At 73.9% G+C, this 876-nt stretch carries 1 pseudogene; it reads left to right on the top strand.

Features of this window, described 5'->3' with window-relative positions:
• Positions 1-37 precede the first annotated feature (37 nt).
• Positions 38-876: pseudogene (locus ACK4SE_RS13855) on the top strand (NAD-glutamate dehydrogenase); the annotation flags it as partial.

The raw sequence follows: 876 nt of genomic DNA, 5'->3' as shown, positions 1-876 counted from the left end.
GCTCGAGCCCGCCGAGCGCAACGACGTCCTGCTCCGGATGACCGACGACGTCCTCGAGCTGGTGCTGGCCAACAACTACGCACAGAACCGGATCCTCTCCGACGAACGACACCTCGCCCCCGTCTTCCTTCCGGCCCACCGCCGCCTCATCGAGGCCCTCGAGCGCGCCGGCCAGCTCGACCGCGACCTCGAGGCGCTGCCCACCGACGCCGAGCTGGACCGCCGCGCCAGGGACGGTGCGGGCCTGACCACCCCCGAGCTGTCGATGCTCCTCGCGCACGCCAAGATCTCGCTGGCCCGCTCGGTGATCGCCAGCGACCTCCCCGACGAGCCCTGGGTGCGCGAGATCCTGCGCGGCTACTTCCCCCGCGAGCTCCGCGAGCGGTTCGGCGACCACCTGGGCGAGCATCCGCTGCGGCGCGAGATCGTGGCCACGGTGCTGGTCAACACGGTGGTCGACCTGGGAGGCATCACCTTCGCCCACCGCGCACTCGAGGAGACCGGCTGCGACCCCGCGGACGTGGTCCGCGCCGCCGTCGTGGCGGACCGGGTCTTCGGCCTCTCCGACCTGACCGCACGCGTCAGCGGCCTGGACGGCCAGGTGCCCGCCGCCGTGGCGACCGAGCTCCGTCAGGAGCAGCGGCGTCTGCTCGACCGGACGGTGCGCGGGCTGCTGGAGCGCCGCGGCCGACCGGTGGACGTCCTCGGCGAGACGCGGCGCTTCGCTGCCACGGTCGCGGCGTACGCCGACACCGTCCCCGGGTTGCTGCGCGGCCAGGACCGGGAGTACGTCGACACGCTGGTGGCCCGGTTCACAACCGCCGGGGTGGGGGAGGCCGCCGCGCAGCGCACGGCCGGCCTGCTCTATGTCTTCCC

This window comes from Brevundimonas sp., from assembly GCF_046293315.1.
GTDB lineage: Bacteria > Pseudomonadota > Alphaproteobacteria > Caulobacterales > Caulobacteraceae > Brevundimonas.
The sequence above is the reverse complement of the archived record's forward strand: the minus strand, read 5'-3'. Positions and strand labels throughout refer to the sequence as shown.